Origin of the sequence: Roseovarius sp. MMSF_3359 (genome assembly GCF_030733385.1) — a bacterium.
Taxonomy (GTDB): Bacteria; Pseudomonadota; Alphaproteobacteria; order Rhodobacterales; family Rhodobacteraceae; genus Roseovarius.
The window spans coordinates 14230-32533 of record NZ_JASHJC010000009.1 but is presented as its reverse complement, the minus strand read 5'-3'; the positions used below and the strand labels follow the sequence as shown (position 1 = coordinate 32533).

Below are 18304 nucleotides of genomic sequence, written 5' to 3'. Positions count from 1 at the left end.
TCGTAATGATTGCACAAGTGTGTCCTCTGGGGCATTTAGGACGTAGAAGAGGGCAAGGGGACAACCGTGATCGAGCTGGAAAACGTGGCCTACAGCTATGGCGGCGGCGAATTGCTGAGTGATATTTCGCTCAAACTGCAGGCGGGATCGTTCCATTTCCTGACCGGCCCGTCCGGCGCGGGCAAAACGACGTTGCTGAAACTCTGCTACGGCGCCTTGCTGCCGACCGCGGGGCATGTGCGCCTCTTCGACCGCGATGTGCGCACGCTGGAGCGCGACGATGTGGCGATGACCCGCCGGCGGGTGGGTGTCGTGCACCAGGATTGCCAGTTCCTGGATCATTTGCCGGTCTCTGAAAACATCGCCTTGCCGCTGATGGTGGCGGGCCGCGACACGCAGACCGAGGCCGCTAACCTCAGGGAGCTAACCAGTTGGGTCGGCCTCACGGAACGCGCCGATGCGCTGCCGCCTGAGCTTTCGGGCGGGGAACGGCAACGCGCGGCGCTGGCCCGGGCGGTCATTATGTCGCCCGACGTGATCCTGGCGGATGAGCCCACGGGCAACGTGGATTGGGAGATGTCGCAACGCCTGCTCAAGCTACTGCTGGAGCTCAACAGGATGGGCAAGACGATCATGATCGCGACCCATGATCTGGCCCTGGTACGCGCCGCGAAATCACAGGTTCAGGCACGGGTTTTGCGCATCTCGAACCGTCGCCTGCAACTGGCGGGGGCGGACCTATGAGCAACCGGATACTCGACCTGCTGGCCGGTGACGCACAGGCCGACAAGGTGGTGCCGCCCTCCGGCTTTACCGCCACTTTGACCCTGTTCAGTGCCGCCGCCATGGGGTTCCTGGCCGTCTTCGCGCTGGCCCTCTCGCTGGCGACCGCACGGCTGGCGGACCGTTGGGGCAGCGAGTTGGCGCGCAGCTCCACCCTCAGGATTTCCGCACCCACCGACCAGATGGCGGCCCAGACCGAGGCGGCGCTTAAGGTCCTCGGCACGACCAAGGGTGTGGCCAGCGCCCGCGCTCTGGACCAGGAGGAACAGCGCGCCCTGCTGGAGCCGTGGTTCGGGCCGGACCTGCCGGTCGAAACCCTGCCCATCCCGCAACTGATCGAAGTCATTGAGGATACCGAGGGGTTTGATGCCGACGGGTTGCGCCTGCGCCTTGCGGCCGAAGTTCCCGGTGCGGTGCTTGACGATCACACCCGCTGGCGGCGGCCATTGATCCGCGCGGCGGACCGGCTGCGCCTTCTGGGGTTGGTGAGCCTTGTGCTGATCGGAGCCACGACCGCGGCCATCATCACCCTTGCCGCCAATGCGGCACTCGCAGCCAACACCAGGGTCATCACCGTCCTGCGCCTTGTGGGCGCGCTTGATACCTATATTGCGCGCGCTTTCGTGCGCCGGTTTACCCTGCGGGCACTGGTCGGGGCGATGATCGGTGTGTCGCTTGGCGGGGCTGCGATCCTGCTGTTACCTTCGGTGGATGAAGGCGGCAGTTTCCTAACCGGTCTCGGCTTCCAGGGCCTGCACTGGCTCTGGCCCATGGTCATCCCGCCGCTGGCCGCTATCGTGGCATTCATCGCCACCCGCGCAGCCGCGAGGCGTACGTTGAAGGACATGTCATGACCTATGCCATACAGTGGATCCGCTCCCTGATCTTCACGATCTGCGCCTATGTGATGATGGGCATCCTTGGCATCCTGTTCTTTCCCTGGGCACTCTTCAGCCGCCGTGGCGCCCTCGCCGGGTGCCATACCTGGTGCAAATGGATGCGCTGGTCGGCGCGCTGGATGATCGGCCTCAAGACCGAAGTGCGCGGCACACCTCCCACGGACGAGGTACTGGTGGCCGCCAAACACCAGTCGTTCCTCGACATCATCCTGATCTTTGGCGCGATCCCCTCGGGCAAGTTCATCATGAAAAGCATCCTGATGTACGCGCCGGTGATCGGGCAATACGGGCTGCGCATCGGCTGCGTACCGGTAAATCGCGGACAGCGCGGCAAGGCGATCAAGAAGATGGTCGCCGATGTCGCCAAGGGGCGGCAGCATCCGGGGCAGCTTATCATCTATCCGCAAGGCACCCGCATCGCGCCCGGGGTCAAGGCGCCCTACAAGGTGGGAACCGGGGTGCTTTACGAACAGCTCGGGCAGGATTGTGTCCCGGTTGCCGCCAATGTCGGAGTTTTCTGGCCCAAACGTGGCATCTACCGCAAACCCGGCACTGCGGTTGTCGAATTCCTACCAAGGATCAAGGCGGGGCTAAGCAAGGCCGAGTTCATGGAAAAACTTGAACATGACATCGAAACCGCATCCGACCGGCTGATGCGCGAAGCGGGGTTTGATCGCGATGGACTGGATTGACGATACCGACAGGCTTGAGGCGCTTTACGGCTATGTGGGCGCGCCCGCTCTGCGCAAGGTGGCCACACGCCTGACGCCGCTATACCGCAAATGGATCATGACCTCTCGGTTCTGCATCCTGAGCACGATCGGGCCAGGCGGCACCGATGGCAGCCCCCGTGGCGATGATGGCCCCGTGGTGACCGAACTGGACGAAAACACATTGGCCATGCCCGATTGGCGCGGCAATAACCGGTTGGATACGCTCAGGAATATCGTCGAGGATGGGCGCATTTCACTGATGTTCATGGTCCCCGGCTCCAATACGGTGGTGCGTGTGAATGGCACCGCGCGACTGACCGAGGACCCGGCGTTGCGCCAAAGGTTCGACCACAAGGGCCGCCTGCCCGCGACGGTGATCGTGATCCGCATTGGCGAGATCTATACACAATGCGCCCGGGCACCGATGCGCGCAGGGCTTTGGACCCGCGACGACAGTGACGGGCTGCCGACGGTGGGTGAAATTCTGGCCGAGATGACCCAGGGCGAGGAAGGAGGCACGGACTACGATACCGCGTGGGGCGCACGGGCCGAGAAAACCATGTGGTAGCCGGCGCACAGCGCCGCCTATTGCCATCAGAATTTCACAGAAAATTCACAGAAATAAGCTGAAATCAGATAGATTGGAGCTGGCAGAGCAAGAAAAAGAGACAGGCGATTATGGGCTATCTATGGGACCTTCTGGGGCTTTACACCGACTATGTCTTGCAGTTCTTCGGCTTTCTGTGGGATCCCGGCGAACGGCTTTTCCTGCTTTACCTTGGTACGGCCGCCGCGTTTGCCTTTGTCATCTACAAGCTCAACCGGCACCATGTCACCGGCCCCGAGGCCGATCGTGAGAGCAAGAACTTTCTGTCGTTTCTCCTGCCGCGGCATGTGTGGTCGCACCCCTCGGCCTGGCTTGATGTCCGGTATTTCTTCTTCCACCACCTGATCGGGCATTTCCTGCTGTTTGGCGTGTTGGCGGGCTGCACTGCCTGGGGCTATGCGCTGGTCACCGGCGGGGCCAATCTTGCCGATGTCGCGCGTTTGGGCGATGCGCAATCGCACCCTTCCGATTATGCCATCGCGTTGGCCTACATGGTCGGGTTCTTCCTGATCGGGGATCTGATCGGCTACACGATCCACTATCTGCAACACAAAATCCCGATCCTGTGGGAGTTCCACAAGGTCCATCACAGCGCCGAGGTGATGCACCCGATGTCCAATTTCCGCGAACATCCGGTGGATAACCTGTTCTACAAGATCGCGATTGGCCTGGGCTATGGCATCTTCATCGGCCTGGCCTCCAACATCCTGGGCTACATGCCCAGTATGCCCGCCGTCTTCGGCGTGCCGGTGTTGATGTTCCTCTTCAACATCATGGGTTACAACTTGCGGCATTCACATATCTGGCTGCGTTGGCCGGGGGTGTGGTCCAAGGTGTTCCCGTCGCCCGCGCATCACCACGTGCACCACAGTTGTCACCCCACGCATTTCGACAAGAATTTCGCGTTTATCTTCCCCGTCTGGGACGTGATCTTTGGCACTTACGAGATGCCCGAGGATAACCGGGACGTGAAATTCGGTGTCGCGGGCATGAAAAGCAACGAGATGGACAGTTGCGTGAAGCTCTACGTCGTGCCGTTCAAGAAGGCATTCCGCCGCCTGCGGCCCGCGAAGAAACACCCAACCGCCCCCAAGACGCCCGCCGAATAAGAGAACGCGCGGACCCAAGCGTTCCGCCAAAATCTCAGCCGCAGTGTTTGACGGGACGCAGGGCAACCTACCGGTGTCCTGCGCGCCGCGCATGTAACTGAGGTCTCAGGTTAATACCGGGACGATTTACGCCCCCGCATCGAACCTCCGCCAGCCCCCGCGTTATCAGGCGTGGATCGCCCCGTCGCCACAGGCCAGTGCGGCTTCGCGGACCGCCTCGGAATAGGTCGGGTGCGCATGGCAGGTAAGCGCCAGATCCTCTGCCGAGGCGCCGAATTCCATCGCGACACAAATCTCGTGGATCAGATCACCTGCCGCGGGCCCGATGATATGGGCGCCCAGGATACGGTCTGTCTCGGCGTCCGCGAGGATCTTAACGAACCCGTCACCGGCAAAGACCGCCTTGGCCCGCCCATTGCCCATGAAGGAGAATTTGCCGACCTTGTAGGCCCGTCCCTCTTCCTTCAGGCTCTCCTCGGTCGCGCCGACATTCGACACCTCGGGATGGGTATAGATCACCCCCGGGATAACGTTGTAGTTCACGTGCCCATGTTTGCCCGCGATCATCTCGGCCGCGGCCATGCCCTCATCCTCGGCCTTGTGCGCCAACATGGGACCCTCGATCGCATCGCCAATGGCATAGATGCCCTTCACGTTGGTCTGCCAGTGATTGTCGGTCTTGATCTGTCCGCCCTTGGTCATCTCGATGCCAAGCGCCTCAAGCCCCAGCCCGTCGGTATAAGGCCGCCGCCCGGTCGAAACCAACACGACATCCGCATCAAGGCTTTCTTCGGTCTCTTTCTTGCGCAGCTTGTAATGCACCTTGGCCTTGGTCTTCATCGTCTCAACCGTGTGTACCGCGGCACCCATGACGAATTTGAGGCCCTGTTTCTTCAGCGTCCGCTGGAACACTTTCTGCACCTCACCATCCATCCCGGGTGTGATCGCATCAAGGAATTCGACCACGGTCACCTCGGTGCCGAGCCGCGCATAGACACTGCCCAGCTCCAACCCGATCACACCGGCACCGATCACCACCATCTTCTTGGGGATCTTGCCAAGCTCCAGCGCGCCCGTAGAGGTCACCACGATCTTCTCATCAATCTCGACCTTGGCACCCGGCACCGATGACGCCTCGGACCCGCTCGCGATGATGATGTTCTTGGCGTCGTGGACGTCATCGCCCACTTTGACCTTGCCCGCGTCCGGGATCGACCCCCAGCCTTTCAGCCAGTCGATCTTGTTCTTCTTGAACAGGAATTCGATCCCCTTGGTGTTCTGGCCGATCACGTCGTCCTTATAGGCCAGCATCTGTTTCCAATCGACCGAAGGCGATTTGCCCTTGAGGCCCATCTTGGCAAAGTTATGCTCCGCCTCATGCAGTGAATGCGACGCATGCAGCAGAGCTTTTGACGGGATGCAGCCGACATTGAGGCAGGTCCCCCCAAGCGTTTCGCGCCCCTCGACACACGCGGTCTTCAGGCCAAGCTGCGCACAGCGGATCGCGGCAACATAGCCGCCCGGTCCCGAACCGATTACGATAACGTCATAGCTTGCCATGGGGGTCTCCTGTCCAAACGGATGTTTTTATCTTTGTCACAACTCTACGAGGATTCCGCAGAGGATTTGAAGGGGTGTCGGCAAAATGCGAACTGTCCCGCAGTATGCAAGAAACCCGCGTCACAGCAGCGCCGCCAGCAACATCAGCGCCGTCGCGACGAAGCCCACCGACCAGATCACCGACCGCCACGGCACCCAGCCAAAGACGTAGGCGGGAATGTAGAGCACCCGCGCCGTCAGGTAGGCAAAGGCACAACCGGCCGTGAACCCGGTCGATTGATCCGACACCGTGATGACCACGCAGGCGATCGCGAAAAGGATCAGCCCCTCGAAATGGTTGTTCATCGCGCGGTACACCCGCCCTGCCGTGCCAGTCAGGGCGATCGGTTCGTCCCGCGGTTTGAGCGCCGCCTTGGTCCCGGCCTGTGCACGGCCAACAACCGAATAAAGGCAGAGTTGCGCCACTTGCAGCAGCGCAGCGAGGGTGAGGGCGGTGAGTTCCGGTGTCATGTTACTAGCCCGTGCCCCCATCCCCAGCTCGCCCCGAGAACCACCGGATGATCCCCGCCAACCCGCCAATCGACAAAATCGCCATGACGTAGACCGGGAAGGTCGTGAGCGTGAAGCCCCCCATCTTGGACCCGATCAAAAGAAGGCCGCAGTAGAGCGCAAAAAACACGCTGATCCAGGTTTTTTCTTTGGGGAGCAGGACGGTGAAGACCAGACAGGCCACCACATTGATCCCCTGCGTCACCAGCGCGGGCTTCGCCGCCCCGTTGCCCAGCCCCAGCCAAAGCACACCCATCAAGAGCGCCGCGAGAACAGAGGCGATGAGCATGAGACGGAGAGATTGCAGGGCAAGGGTCATTAGATTTCTTCTCCTGTTTAGAAAGCTCTGAGAAGAGACTTCACCACTCTGCGCAGCTGTGCGGCAGCGACAATTGGCATCATTTTTCGTTAGCATCTGGGTGACGCAAGGCATCAACCAATTGCTTATGTATATCCAACTCGTTCTTGAACTTTACGTCGGCGTCTAACGGCGGGCGGTTGTCCGGATGATAATCGAATATCGACAAGACTAGAACGTCGTAAACACCGAGTTCCAAGAACGTCATACAATGCTGATAGGGCCCTGATTGGTTCGAAGAAAGTGAGTAAAAAGAAAAGCTTTCTGTCTCATATTCATGAAGAACGGGCAGATCTCTCCAAGTATCGCTTTGACCATTCAAGCTTCGCAACTGCTTTCTATATTCATCAAAACCGTTCGGATCGCCGGGTGTGTAAATTACATAAGCGACGCCATCTGGGATATCGAAGACCGCTACGTTGTCCCGCGTCGCATTAATACGAATGTCAGAATTAGCGCCACTTCCGCCATTGGCGATACACAGCTTGTAGGCGCCATCGTCATTGACGCTAGCACATCTTGGCTCTTCGATCTCTGCAATTGCCGGCTGGATATGCGCCGCCCCAGACGCGCAAAGCAGCAGTATCGACGCTAGTAATCCGGCTGATCTTGGCATGGCCTATCTATCCAGATTTTCCCGCATAGGACCTACAGATCCATCAGCAACCGACGCGGATCTTCGAGCGCGTCTTTGACCCGCACGAGGAAGGTCACAGCACCTTTGCCGTCAACGATCCGGTGGTCATAGGAAAGCGCCAGGTACATCATCGGGCGCGCCACGATCTCACCATTCACCACCATCGGGCGCTGCTGGATCTTGTGCATCCCGAGAATACCCGATTGCGGCGGGTTCAGGATCGGCGAAGACATCAGCGAGCCATAGACACCGCCATTCGAGATCGTGAAGGTGCCGCCCTGCATCTCGGCCATCGAGAGCTTGCCGTCCCGCGCCCGCGCGCCCTTCTCGGCAATCGCCTTCTCGATCGCGGCAAAACCCATTTGGTCGGCATCGCGAATGACCGGCACCACAAGCCCCGTCGGTGTGCCCGCAGCGATGCCCATATGCACAAAGTTCTTGTAGACGATATCGGTGCCGTCGATCTCCGCATTGACCTCGGGTACCTCTTTCAACGCGTGACAACAGGCCTTGGTGAAGAAGGACATGAAGCCCAATTTCACCCCATGCTTCTTGACGAACTCTTCCTTGTATTCGTTCCGAAGCGCCATCACCTCGGTCATGTCGACCTCGTTATAAGTGGTCAGCATGGCCGCGGTGTTCTGACTGTCTTTCAAACGGCGCGCGATGGTCTGACGCAGGCGCGTCATCTTCACCCGCTCCTCTCGCGCGGCGTCATCGGCGGAAACAGGGGCACGCGGGGCGGGCGCAGTCGGCGCAGCCGCTGGGGCCGGCGCCGCGCTCGCCGCTGCGGCCGCCTTGGGCACATCCTCTTTCATCACCCGGCCATCCCGGCCGGATCCATCCACCTGATCCGAACTGAGCCCGGCTTCGGCCATCGCCTTCTTCGCCGAGGGCGCATCTTCGACATCCTTGCCACCGCCAGACGATGCCGGTGCTGCCGCTGGCGCCTCCGCCGCAGGGGCCGCAGCACCACCGCTACCGCCGGCAATCACAGCCAGCTTGCCATTGGCCTGAACCGTATCGCCTTCCTTGGCCAGGATTTCGCCCAAAGTGCCGGAGGTCGGCGCGGGCACCTCGACCGACACCTTGTCGGTCTCCAACTCGCAGAGCATCTCATCCTGCGCGACCGCATCACCTTCCTGTTTGAACCAGGTCGACACCGTCGCTTCTGTCACCGACTCGCCCAGCGTCGGCACCATCACGTCGACGTTTTCGCCACCACCACCGCTTGCGGGGGCCGCTTCAGATTTCGCTTCAGCCTTCGGCGCCGGGGCCGCGCCTTCGCCCTCGGTGATTGTCGCCAAAAGCGCATCGACACCGACCGTATCGCCCTCGGCCGCCACGATCTCGCCCATGACACCGGCAGCAGGCGCGGGCACCTCGACGGTCACCTTGTCAGTCTCCAGTTCGCACAGCATTTCATCGACGGCAACCGCATCACCGGGCTTCTTGAACCAGGTGGCAACAGTGGCTTCGGTCACGGATTCTCCCAGCGTTGGGACGCGCACTTCGGTTGTCATGATTTATTTCCCTTCGATGGTCAGCGCGGCATCCACCAGCGCCTCTTGTTGTGCTTTGTGCTGTGCTGCCAGCCCGGTCGCAGGCGAGGCCGACGCCGGCCGACCGGCATAGACGGGCCTTGTGTGCTTGGCCTTGATCCGGGTCTGAACCCATTCGATGTTTGGCTCGATGAAACTCCAGGCGCCCTGGTTCTTGGGTTCTTCCTGGCACCAGACCACATCGGCGTTCTTGAACCGCTTCATCTCGTTGACCATGGAGATGGCCGGGAAGGGGTAGAACTGTTCGATCCGCATCAGGTAGATATCGTCGATTCCGCGCTTGTCGCGCTCTTCAAGCAGGTCGAAATAGACCTTGCCGGAACACAGCACCACGCGCTTGATCTTGCTGTCGGCCACGAGCTTGGTGTCGGAATTGCCCTGCTGCGCATCATCCCACAGCACGCGGTGGAAGCTCGACCCGGTGGTGAATTCCTCGGCCTTCGACACGCAAAGTTTGTGCCGCAGAAGCGATTTCGGCGTCATCAGAATGAGCGGCTTGCGATAGGTCCGGTGCAGTTGCCGCCGCAGGATATGGAAATAGTTGGCCGGTGTCGTGCAGTTGGCCACGATCCAGTTATCCCCCCCACACATCTGCAGGAAGCGTTCCAACCGCGCCGAGGAGTGCTCCGGCCCTTGCCCTTCGAACCCATGCGGCAAGAGGCAAACAAGGCCCGACATGCGCAGCCACTTGCTTTCGCCCGAGCTGATGAACTGGTCGAACATGATCTGCGCCCCGTTTGCGAAATCACCAAACTGCGCTTCCCACATGACCAGCGCATTGGGTTCGGCCAGGGTGTAGCCATATTCGAACCCGAGCACCGCATACTCCGAAAGCATCGAGTCGATCACCTCATACTGCGACTGTCCGGAGCGGATGTTGTTGAGCGGGTAATACCGTTCCTCGGTTTCCTGGTTGACCAGGCCCGAGTGCCGCTGGCTGAACGTACCGCGGGTGCAATCCTGGCCGGACAAGCGCACGGGAAACCCTTCGAGCATGAGAGAGCCGAAGGCCAACGCCTCCGCCGTGGCCCAATCGAAGCCCTCGCCCGTCTCGAACATCTTGGCCTTGGTATCGAGAAGACGTGCCACCGTCTTGTGCAGCGGAAAGTTTTTCGGCGCGGTCGAAAGCGCCTTGCCGATTTCCGCGAAGGTCTCCTCCTTGATCGACGTGGCGCCGCGCTGGTAGTCCTCATCCTTGCGATCGAGATGCGACCACTTACCATCCAGCCAGTCGGCCTTGTTCGGCTTGAAATTCGTGCCCGCCTCGAACTCATCGGCCAGGAAAGCCTGAAACGACGCCTTCATGTCCTCGACCTCGCCCTCGGGCATCAACCCGTCCTTGATCAGGCGATCGGTATAGAGGCTGAGTGTGGTCTTCTGCTTCTTGATCTTCTTGTACATGATCGGGTTGGTGAACATGGGCTCGTCGCCCTCGTTATGGCCAAACCGGCGATAGCAGATGATATCGAGCACCACGTCCTTGTGGAACTTCTGACGGAACTCCGTGGCCACTTTGGCCGCATGCACAACCGCCTCTGGGTCATCCCCGTTGACGTGGAACACCGGCGCCTCGACCATCAGGGCCACATCGGTCGGATAAGGCGACGAGCGGCTGAAATGCGGCGCGGTGGTAAACCCGATCTGGTTGTTCACGACGATATGCATGGTCCCGCCGGTCTTGTGGCCGCGCAGGCCCGACAGGCCAAAGCCCTCGGCCACGACGCCCTGGCCTGCAAATGCCGCGTCGCCATGCAACAGGATGGGCAGCACCTTGGTGCGGTCGGTATCGTTCAACTGGTCCTGCTTGGCCCGCGCTTTGCCCAGAACCACCGGGTTGACCGCCTCCAGGTGCGACGGGTTGGCCGTCAGGCTGAGGTGGACGCTGTTGCCGTCGAATTCACGGTCCGAACTGGCGCCCAGGTGATATTTCACGTCACCCGAGCCATCCACATCCTCGGGCTTGAAACTGCCGCCCTGGAATTCGTTGAAAATCGCCCGGTAAGGTTTGCCCATCACGTTGGCCAGGATCGACAGGCGACCGCGGTGCGGCATCCCGATGATGATGTCCTGTACGCCCAGCGACCCGCCGCGCTTGATGATCTGCTCCATCGCAGGGATCAGGCTTTCACCCCCATCAAGACCAAACCGCTTGGTACCCATGTATTTGACATGAAGGTACTTTTCGAAACCCTCCGCCTCAACGAGCTTGTTGAGGATGGCTTTTCGGCCTTCGCGCGTGAACTGGATTTCCTTGCCAAAGCCCTCGATCCGTTCCTTGAGCCAATTGGCCTGCTCAGGGTCCGAAATGTGCATGTATTGCAGCGCGAAGGTGCCGCAATAGGTGCGCTTGACGATCTCGAGGATTTCGCGGATCGACGCGATCTCAAGGCCCAGCACATTGTCGATGAAAATCGGCCGGTCCATGTCGGCCTCTGTGAAGCCATAGGATTTCGGGTCAAGCTCCGGACGCGGCGGTGTCTCGCGCAGGCCCAGCGGATCGAGATCGGCGGCCAGGTGCCCCCGGATGCGGTAGGCCCGGATCAGCATCAGCGCCCGTACGCTATCGAGGACTGCCCGCTGGATCGCGTCATCGCTGACCTCAACACCCTTCTCTGCGGCCTTGGCGGCGATCTTCTTGCCCGCCTCCTTGGCCTCCGGCTCCGCCGGGTACTCGCCCGTCAGCGCCCCGGTCAGGTCATCATTGGGCTGCGGCGGCCAATCCATCCGCGCCCAGCTCGGCCCCGCAGCCTCCTGCTTGACGCTGACCTCATCGTCCCCCAACTGCCGGAAAAACGCCTGCCAGGCCTCGTCGACCGCATTCGGATCGCTCGCGTACCGAGCATAGAGCTGCTCCAGATACTCCGCATTATGCCCCTGCATGAAGGAGGAGGCGTGGAACTGGTCGTTGGGGGATTGATCCGTCATGATGTTACCTCGGGAAAAAGCGAAAACCGCCGGTCAGGGCGGCAGGGCGGATCATACTCCGCCATTGCGCAAGCCGAGCCACTGCCCGGCCTGCGTATGATTGACCTGCGATCAACCGATCGCCTCAAGCACTGCCTCGCCCAGCCCGGCAGGGCTGTCGGACACCACAATTCCGGCGGCGCGCATGGCTTCGATTTTGTCTTCGGCGCCGCCTTTGCCGCCCGCAACGATGGCACCGGCGTGGCCCATACGACGGCCCGGAGGGGCGGTGCGACCTGCGATGAAGCCCGCAGTTGGCTTCCAGCGGCCCTTTTTCTTCTCGTCGATCAGGAATTGCGCGGCTTCTTCCTCGGCGCTGCCCCCGATTTCACCGATCATGATGATCGACTCGGTCTCGTCATCGGCGAGGAACCATTCCAGCACGTCGATATGCTCGGTGCCTTTAATGGGGTCGCCGCCGATGCCTACGGCGGTGGACTGACCCAGGCCCAGATCAGAGGTCTGCTTGACCGCCTCATAGGTCAGCGTGCCGGAGCGGCTGAGAACGCCGCAGGACCCGCGCTTGTGGATATGGCCCGGCATGATGCCGATCTTGCAGGCATCGGGCGTGATGACCCCGGGGCAGTTCGGCCCGACAAGGCGACTGCTGGACCCTTCGAGCGCGCGCTTCACCCGCATCATGTCGAGCACCGGGATGCCCTCGGTAATGCAGATGATCACTTCCATCTCGGCATCGATCGCTTCGAGGATTGAATCTGCCGCAAAGGGCGGCGGCACGTAGATCACGCTCGCATTCGCCTCAGTCGCATGCTTGGCCTCGTGAACCGAGTTGAAGACCGGCAGGTCCAGATGCGTCTGCCCGCCTTTGCCCGGCGTCACCCCGCCCACCATATTGGTGCCATAGGCGATGGCCTGCTCGGTGTGGAATGTCCCTTGCGAGCCGGTCAGGCCCTGACAAATGACTTTGGTGTTTTCGTCTATGAGGACTGCCATCGTGAGCTGTCTCCTTATTCAGCGCCCTTTGGACGCAATGGTTTATGTATGTATGATATGACTGGGCGGCTCACGCCGTCAGGCAAGCTATCCATAGCGATCTCAAGCTCGTCGCTTTCAGCGGCGTAAATTGACGCGACCGGGTTTCTTCGAAACCAAACGATGAGCCCGTTCGGCTTTTCCGTTTTGCGATCAAGGGAGCATTCCACGTGCGCTTCGATAACACCCTGATCAACAACAACTTCGGCATCCGGGAAGACCAGCTTGCGACCCGATGGTTCTTCCATGGTTGCGTTGTCTCCGACAAAAATTGGGCTTCCCAGCGATAGCTGCACAACGTTGTCGGCATGCTCTTGAATAGCTGTGTCGATTTCCTCAGCGCAGAATGCGCAGACCGGTGCCAAGTGCTTGGGGCATGAAGACAATCCGTATCCTGACGCGCCAACGGGACCGGTCGACGCCGCAATCGATACTGCTATGATGATCACCCGGTGCAATCGATTACCCTTTGACCGCCTTCACGATCTTCTGTGCACCGTCCTTGAGGTCATCCGCGGCGATTACGTCCACGTCGGAATTGTTGATGATGTCCTTGCCCTTCTCCACGTTGGTCCCTTCGAGCCGCACCACCAGCGGTACCTGGAGGCCAACCTCTTTGACCGCGGCCACGACGCCCTCGGCGATCACATCGCAGCGCATGATGCCGCCAAAGATATTCACCAGGATGCCTTTGACGTTCGGGTCCGAGGTGATGATCTTGAAGGCTTCGGTCACCTTCTCCTTGGTGGCGCCGCCCCCCACGTCGAGGAAGTTGGCAGGCTCGGAGCCATAGAGCTTGATGATGTCCATCGTCGCCATCGCAAGGCCCGCGCCATTGACCATGCACCCGATTTCGCCATCAAGCGCAATGTAGTTCAGGTCGTATTTCGACGCTTCCAGCTCCTTGGGGTCTTCCTCGGTCACGTCGCGCAGCTCGGCGATGTCCGGATGGCGGTAGACCGCGTTCGAATCGAACCCCATCTTGGCGTCCAGGCATTTCAGATCGCCCTTGTCCGTGGTGATGAGCGGGTTAATCTCAAGCATCTCCATGTCCTTTTCCAAGAACATCTTGTAGAGCGTGCCCATCAGCTTGACGCATTGCTTGACCTGCGGCCCCTTGAGACCCAGTTGAAACGCGATCCGGCGTCCGTGGAACGGTTGGTAGCCTGTGGCCGGGTCGATGCTCAGGCTCAGGATCTTATCGGGCGTCTTTTCGGCGACTTCCTCGATATCCATCCCGCCCTCGGTCGAGCAGACGAAGCTGACGCGGCTCGACCCACGGTCGACCAGAAGCGCCAGATACATCTCGTTGTCGATGCCCGAGCCATCTTCGATGTAAATCCGGTTGACCTGCTTGCCCGCCGGGCCGGTTTGCTTGGTCACCAGCGTCCGGCCCAGCATCCTCTTGGCCTCATCCGCAGCTTCTTCGACCGATTTGGCCAGACGCACACCGCCCTGGTCCCCGGCACCGGCCTCTTTGAACTTGCCTTTGCCGCGACCGCCCGCATGGATTTGCGCCTTGACCACCCAAAGGGGGCCGTCCATTTCACCGGCGGCTGTCTTGGCCTCTTCTGCGCGAAGAACGACACGTCCGTCCGATACGGGCGCGCCGTAGGAGCGAAGAAGTGCCTTCGCCTGATACTCGTGGATGTTCATGAAAAAATCCCGTTTAGCTGCGAATATGTCCGATATACCCACAACCGCAGCACGGGATTAAACCGTTTTCTATCAATTGACCGTGATTTGGCGGCATTTTTCCAGTTTTGTGATCACAGCGTTAAATCGTGTGATCACAAAAGTCAGGATATTGATATCACCTGCAAAAGCAAAAGAATCGTTTTGGGTGATTGCATCAGGGATCGACAAACATGTGGTTGGCCTTGGTCACGCCCCGACCATAGGTGCAGAAGGTGTCGGTCGCCTCGGACGTGCGGTTGTGGATCTTGATGTTGGTGATGACCTCGACCGCACCGGCATCCAGGCACCGCTGCTGCGCCTGCTTCACGATGTCCAGAAGGCGGTCAAGGTCACCTCGCATGGTTGTTTCCATTGCGGCAACTTGAAATGGCACACCGGCAGCTTTGACCACCTCGATCGCCTTGTCGACGATCTCGAAGTTATTGCCCTCTCTCACCCGGGGGATCACCTGGAAGGCGAGGTAGACATCGGTACTTTCGCCCCGTTCATCGCTCATGCTTTTGCCTCCGAAATTGAAAAGCCCCGCATGCGGTGACATGCGGGGCCATGGCAGATTGCAGTCTGGTCAGGATCAGGACAGCGAACCGTCGATCCCTTTGCAGGCCTCGACCAACCCTTTGACAGCATCTACTGAGCTATCGAACATCGCCTGCTCGTCACTGTTCAGTTTGATCTCGACCACCTTTTCGATACCGCCGGCGCCGATCACCGTGGGAACACCCACGTAGAAGCCGTTCAGACCGTAGGCGCCATCAACATAGGCGGCGCAGGGCAGAACGCGCTTTTGGTCCTTGAGATAGGCCTCGGCCATTTCGATTGCCGAGGTGGCTGGCGCATAGAAGGCCGATCCGGTCTTCAGCAGGCCCACGATCTCGGCACCACCATCGCGGGTGCGCTGTACAATCGCGTCCATCTTTTCCTGCGTCGTCCAGCCCATTTTGACCAGATCCGGCAGCGGGATACCTGCCACGGTCGAATAGCGGGTCAGCGGCACCATCGTGTCGCCATGCCCGCCAAGAACGAAGGCCGTCACGTCACGCATCGAAACGCCGAATTCCTCGCTGAGGAAGTGGCGGAAACGCGCGCTGTCGAGCACACCGGCCATGCCGCAGACTTTCTCGCGCGGCAGGCCCGAGAATTCACGGAGCGCCCAGACCATGGCATCGAGCGGGTTGGTGATGCAGATCACAAACGCATTCGGCGCATGGTCACGGATGCCCTCGCCCACGGATTTCATGACCTTGAGGTTGATCCCCAGTAGGTCATCGCGGCTCATGCCCGGCTTGCGCGGGACACCGGCGGTGACGATGCAAACATCGGCGCCCGCAATGTCTTCATAGGATTGTGTACCCGACATCGCGGCGTCAAAACCCTCGGACGGGCCGGATTCCGCGATGTCGAGAGCCTTGCCCTCGGGGGTACCTTCGGCGATGTCAAACAGGACAACGTCGCCCAGTTCCTTCAGCGCGGCGAGATGGGCAAGCGTGCCGCCAATCTGTCCTGCGCCGATCAGTGCGATCTTGGGTCTGGCCATTGGATTTGTCTCCGGTCGGTTGAAATTTCGCACAAGGGCCTAGTCCTATTCGACCCCATACGCAAGAGTGCCGCGGTGCGGCATAGCCGAGCAGATGACCTATCGCTTGGCGGGAAAGGGCGCTAAATCCGTGTCACGCAGGGGTTTAGAGCTGGATCGCATGGCAGGTTACGATTTCAACATTATCGTCATCGGCGCTTTCGCGGCGGCGTTTGCCGGCGTGTCCAAGGGGGGATTCGGCTCAGGCGTAGCTTTCGCCAGCGCCGCGCTTCTGGCGCTGGTCCTGCCGCCGGCACAGGCGCTCGGGATCATGTTACCGCTTCTGATGGTGATCGACGCCGCAACCTTGCGACCCTATTGGCGACGGTGGTCCTGGCCGGATGCGCGCTTGCTGCTGTGGGGTGGCATCCCCGGCACGGCATTAGGCGGCCTGCTCTACACGGTCGCGGATGCAGACCTGTTTCGACTTCTGATCGGGGGGATTTCGCTGGCTTTCGTGGCCTGGCAACTGGGCACGCGGTCGGGGCTCTTTCGTCCCCGGCAATCACCGCTGCCTGCCTGGGCGGGCCTTTTCGCCGGTCTGGTGGCTGGCTTCACCAGTTTCGTCAGTCACGCAGGCGGCCCGGCCGCCGCCGTCTACCTGCTGTCGCAGCGGATCGACAAGACCCGGTTCCAGGCGACAACGGTTTTGCTGTTTGCGCTTCTGAACGTGATAAAATTCATCCCATACGCCTGGCTCGGCATCTTCACCGCAGATACGCTGAAGCTTGATCTTATCCTGGGCCCGTTTGCACTTTTCGGGGCCTGGCTGGGCGTCAAAGCCCATTGGCTGGTGCCGGAACGCACCTTTTTCGCCATCACCTATGTTGCACTTACCCTGACCGGCTTCAAGCTGATCTGGGACGCGCTCACCTGAGGCGAAGGTGCAGGTCAACCATGCACCCGTCGCCACAAATCAGGCGTCGTTGCCTTCCGCCGGCAATACCTCGGCCAGTTCCTCGAAGGCCTGACCGCTGGCCACCAGACAAGTCAGCCCGTTTGCCGACGTGACAGTGATGGTCCAGGACCCCGAGCTATCAGAGGCGAAAACCTCGACGACGGCGTTGTTGGCGCCAAGGCCCATGGATTGACGGGTTTCGCCATATTTGCTGGCCAGACGGTCCACGACCATCTCGCGTGGGGCGCAGTTGGCACCGGATTGGGCAAGTGCAGGACCGGCCATCAGAACCGCAACGGCGGCACAGATATTCGTCATCTTTTTCATTGTTACACCCTTTCTGTGGTGGGTCCCTGCCTTTTCGATGTGAACAAAGCATGCACAAGAACGTGTCAAAACAGGGTTAATGCCAAGGCCGTTTCTGTAATTTTCCGGCACATTCTGCGCTGCGGCGAAAAAATACTTGAAGTTTTCAGGCAATAAATGGCATCTCTGCGCAAGATTATTGCGGGGACTCTGCGCAAAGGACGTACCAAAATGGATGCCAGCACCCACCCCTACCGGTCGGTTCTCTACATACCCGGCTCGAAGGAACGCGCTCTGGAAAAGGCGCGCACACTGCCCTGCGACGCGATCATCTTTGATCTCGAAGATGCGGTTGCGCCCGATGCCAAGTCCGAAGCACGCGAAACTCTGGCGCAGGCCCTGCGCGACGGCGGCTATGGCAAACGGGCCAAGATTGTCCGGATCAACGCGCTAACCACCAAATGGGGGCTCGAAGATGTGCGTGTGCTGCGGGATGCCGGTGCCGACGCCATTCTTCTCCCCAAGGTCAATACACGCTCCGACGTTGACAACTTGGCCGATCTGCTTGACCCGGGCACGCCGATCTGGACAATGATGGAAACGCCTGTGAGCGTCTTCAACGCCCGCGACATCGCCGCCCATGGCCGTGTTGGCGGGCTGGTGACCGGGACGAACGACCTGACCAAGGATTTGGGCAGCCGCTACCGCGCCGACCGCCTGCCGCTGATGACCGCGTTGCAGATGATCGTCATGGCGGCCCGCGCCGCGCGGATCGTGGCAATTGACGGGGTCTATAACCGGTTTCGTGACGGCGACGGGCTCAAGGCGGAGTGCGAACAGGGGCGTGACCTGGGCTTTGACGGCAAGACATTGATCCATCCGGCGCAGATTGATGTGACAAATACGGCCTTTGCGCCCACATCGTCGGAAATCGACCTCGCCGAACGTCAGATCGCCGCCTATCAGGAAAGCCAGGCTTCGGGTCAGGGCATCGCAGTGGTGGACGGGCAAATCGTGGAGAACCTGCATGTGGTGGCGGCGCAACGCATCCTTGCCAAGGCAAGTGCCATCGCCGAGATGGCAGCGGAGTAGATG

At 60.3% G+C, this 18304-nt stretch carries 19 protein-coding genes; 7 read left to right on the top strand and 12 right to left on the bottom strand.

Annotated features, from left to right (window positions below):
- Nucleotides 1–66 precede the first annotated feature (66 nt).
- The 5 genes from RBB29_RS13830 to RBB29_RS13810 all read left to right on the top strand — a co-directional run bounded on the left by RBB29_RS13830 (nucleotide 67) and on the right by RBB29_RS13810 (nucleotide 4111).
- Nucleotides 67–744, top strand: a complete 678-nt coding sequence (locus tag RBB29_RS13830) for a cell division ATP-binding protein FtsE (RefSeq protein ID WP_306114717.1) — start codon at nucleotides 67–69, stop codon at nucleotides 742–744.
- Complete coding sequence (locus RBB29_RS13825; RefSeq protein ID WP_306114718.1) at nucleotides 741–1637, top strand: ABC transporter permease; 897 nt, start codon at nucleotides 741–743, stop codon at nucleotides 1635–1637. Before RBB29_RS13830 ends, RBB29_RS13825 begins: the two co-directional genes overlap by 4 nt.
- Nucleotides 1634–2374: a 1-acyl-sn-glycerol-3-phosphate acyltransferase gene (locus RBB29_RS13820; protein WP_306114719.1), complete on the top strand. Its 741-nt coding sequence runs from the start codon at nucleotides 1634–1636 to the stop codon at nucleotides 2372–2374. Before RBB29_RS13825 ends, RBB29_RS13820 begins: the two co-directional genes overlap by 4 nt.
- The gene (locus RBB29_RS13815; RefSeq protein WP_306114720.1) at nucleotides 2361–2963 is read left to right on the top strand and encodes a pyridoxamine 5'-phosphate oxidase family protein; all 603 of its coding nucleotides are present in this window, start codon (nucleotides 2361–2363) and stop codon (nucleotides 2961–2963) included. Before RBB29_RS13820 ends, RBB29_RS13815 begins: the two co-directional genes overlap by 14 nt.
- Nucleotides 2964–3073: 110 nt before the next feature.
- Nucleotides 3074–4111, top strand: coding sequence for a sterol desaturase family protein (locus RBB29_RS13810; protein WP_306114721.1), 1038 nt, complete (start codon nucleotides 3074–3076; stop codon nucleotides 4109–4111).
- Between the two features lie 165 nt (nucleotides 4112–4276).
- Here the strand turns inward: RBB29_RS13810 and lpdA are convergent, their stop codons facing one another.
- From lpdA to mdh, 11 genes are all read right to left on the bottom strand, one after another.
- On the bottom strand, nucleotides 4277–5671 hold the full coding sequence (gene lpdA / locus RBB29_RS13805; protein ID WP_306114722.1) for a dihydrolipoyl dehydrogenase: 1395 nt from the start codon (nucleotides 5669–5671) through the stop codon (nucleotides 4277–4279).
- A gap of 120 nt (nucleotides 5672–5791) precedes the next feature.
- Nucleotides 5792–6181 carry an MAPEG family protein gene (locus RBB29_RS13800; protein ID WP_306114723.1) on the bottom strand — a complete coding sequence of 130 codons (390 nt, stop codon included), beginning with the start codon at nucleotides 6179–6181 and terminating at the stop codon, nucleotides 5792–5794.
- 4 nt (nucleotides 6182–6185) lie between these two features.
- A complete protein-coding gene (locus RBB29_RS13795) occupies nucleotides 6186–6539 on the bottom strand; it encodes a hypothetical protein (protein ID WP_306114724.1) in 354 nt (117 codons plus the stop codon).
- Nucleotides 6540–6618: 79 nt separating this feature from the next.
- Nucleotides 6619–7194, bottom strand: coding sequence for a hypothetical protein (locus RBB29_RS13790; RefSeq protein ID WP_306114725.1), 576 nt, complete (start codon nucleotides 7192–7194; stop codon nucleotides 6619–6621).
- A gap of 32 nt (nucleotides 7195–7226) precedes the next feature.
- Entirely contained in the window at nucleotides 7227–8738 is a 1512-nt protein-coding gene (odhB, locus tag RBB29_RS13785; RefSeq protein ID WP_306114726.1) for a 2-oxoglutarate dehydrogenase complex dihydrolipoyllysine-residue succinyltransferase, read from the bottom strand.
- 3 nt (nucleotides 8739–8741) lie between these two features.
- Nucleotides 8742–11702 (bottom strand): 2-oxoglutarate dehydrogenase E1 component, encoded by a 2961-nt coding sequence (locus RBB29_RS13780; RefSeq protein ID WP_306114727.1) that lies wholly within the window; start codon nucleotides 11700–11702, stop codon nucleotides 8742–8744.
- 111 nt (nucleotides 11703–11813) lie between these two features.
- On the bottom strand, nucleotides 11814–12695 hold the full coding sequence (sucD, locus tag RBB29_RS13775) for a succinate--CoA ligase subunit alpha (protein WP_306114728.1): 882 nt from the start codon (nucleotides 12693–12695) through the stop codon (nucleotides 11814–11816).
- Between the two features lie 14 nt (nucleotides 12696–12709).
- On the bottom strand, nucleotides 12710–13192 hold the full coding sequence (locus RBB29_RS13770; RefSeq protein ID WP_306114729.1) for a hypothetical protein: 483 nt from the start codon (nucleotides 13190–13192) through the stop codon (nucleotides 12710–12712).
- Between the two features lie 4 nt (nucleotides 13193–13196).
- Entirely contained in the window at nucleotides 13197–14390 is a 1194-nt protein-coding gene (gene sucC, locus RBB29_RS13765; RefSeq protein WP_306114730.1) for an ADP-forming succinate--CoA ligase subunit beta, read from the bottom strand.
- A gap of 196 nt (nucleotides 14391–14586) precedes the next feature.
- Complete coding sequence (locus tag RBB29_RS13760; protein ID WP_306114731.1) at nucleotides 14587–14928, bottom strand: thiamine-binding protein; 342 nt, start codon at nucleotides 14926–14928, stop codon at nucleotides 14587–14589.
- A 75-nt stretch (nucleotides 14929–15003) separates the two neighbouring features.
- Nucleotides 15004–15966: a malate dehydrogenase gene (gene mdh / locus RBB29_RS13755; protein WP_306114732.1), complete on the bottom strand. Its 963-nt coding sequence runs from the start codon at nucleotides 15964–15966 to the stop codon at nucleotides 15004–15006.
- A 160-nt stretch (nucleotides 15967–16126) separates the two neighbouring features.
- Here mdh and RBB29_RS13750 point away from each other — a divergent pair, with 160 nt between their 5' ends.
- Nucleotides 16127–16882, top strand: coding sequence for a sulfite exporter TauE/SafE family protein (locus tag RBB29_RS13750; RefSeq protein ID WP_306114733.1), 756 nt, complete (start codon nucleotides 16127–16129; stop codon nucleotides 16880–16882).
- 39 nt (nucleotides 16883–16921) lie between these two features.
- Here the strand turns inward: RBB29_RS13750 and RBB29_RS13745 are convergent, their stop codons facing one another.
- Nucleotides 16922–17230 carry a hypothetical protein gene (locus RBB29_RS13745; RefSeq protein ID WP_306114734.1) on the bottom strand — a complete coding sequence of 103 codons (309 nt, stop codon included), beginning with the start codon at nucleotides 17228–17230 and terminating at the stop codon, nucleotides 16922–16924.
- 210 nt (nucleotides 17231–17440) lie between these two features.
- Here RBB29_RS13745 and RBB29_RS13740 point away from each other — a divergent pair, with 210 nt between their 5' ends.
- Nucleotides 17441–18301, top strand: coding sequence for a CoA ester lyase (locus RBB29_RS13740; protein WP_306114735.1), 861 nt, complete (start codon nucleotides 17441–17443; stop codon nucleotides 18299–18301).
- The last annotated feature ends 3 nt before the right edge of the window (nucleotides 18302–18304 follow it).